This is a genomic window from Pandoraea bronchicola, assembly GCF_902459805.1.
Classification (GTDB): Bacteria; Pseudomonadota; Gammaproteobacteria; order Burkholderiales; family Burkholderiaceae; genus Pandoraea; species Pandoraea bronchicola.
Window position 1 is genome coordinate 1 of sequence record NZ_CABPST010000034.1, and the last position, 529, is coordinate 529.

The 529-nt window shown below is 48.6% G+C and carries 1 tRNA gene; it reads left to right on the plus strand.

Annotated features, from left to right (window positions below):
* The first annotated feature begins 121 nt into the window (after positions 1 to 121).
* Positions 122 to 197 (plus strand) — tRNA-Ala (locus PBR20603_RS24020).
* The last annotated feature ends 332 nt before the right edge of the window (positions 198 to 529 follow it).

The window sequence follows — 529 nt, forward strand, 5'->3', positions numbered from 1 at the left end:
GGTCTGTAGCTCAGGTGGTTAGAGCACCGTCTTGATAAGGCGGGGGTCGAAGGTTCAAGTCCTTCCAGACCCACCAAGCTAACCACCGCCTGACCAAGTCGGTAGGTAACTGGCTTGAAATGGGGGCATAGCTCAGCTGGGAGAGCACCTGCTTTGCAAGCAGGGGGTCGTCGGTTCGATCCCGTCTGCCTCCACCAATTCCTTAGATCACACATCGATGTCAGTCAAAAGCTTTTACGTCTGCGGTAAATCCCAACGAATGTGAATGTTTTTGAATGACAGCAATGTCATGCAGTATTTGTTCTTTAACAATTTGGAAGAAGTAGTAGTACAACGGAAGCGCGTTAGAGATGGCGCGTGGAAATTGTACGGGTTGTGATTGTATCAACCAGTATTTAAAGTGATCGAAAGATGACTTGGAATACGGCACAACGCGATAACTCAACCTGTAACGGGAGACACTCTCGTTATAGGGTCAAGCGAATAAGTGCATGTGGTGGATGCCTTGGCGATTACAGGCGATGAAGGA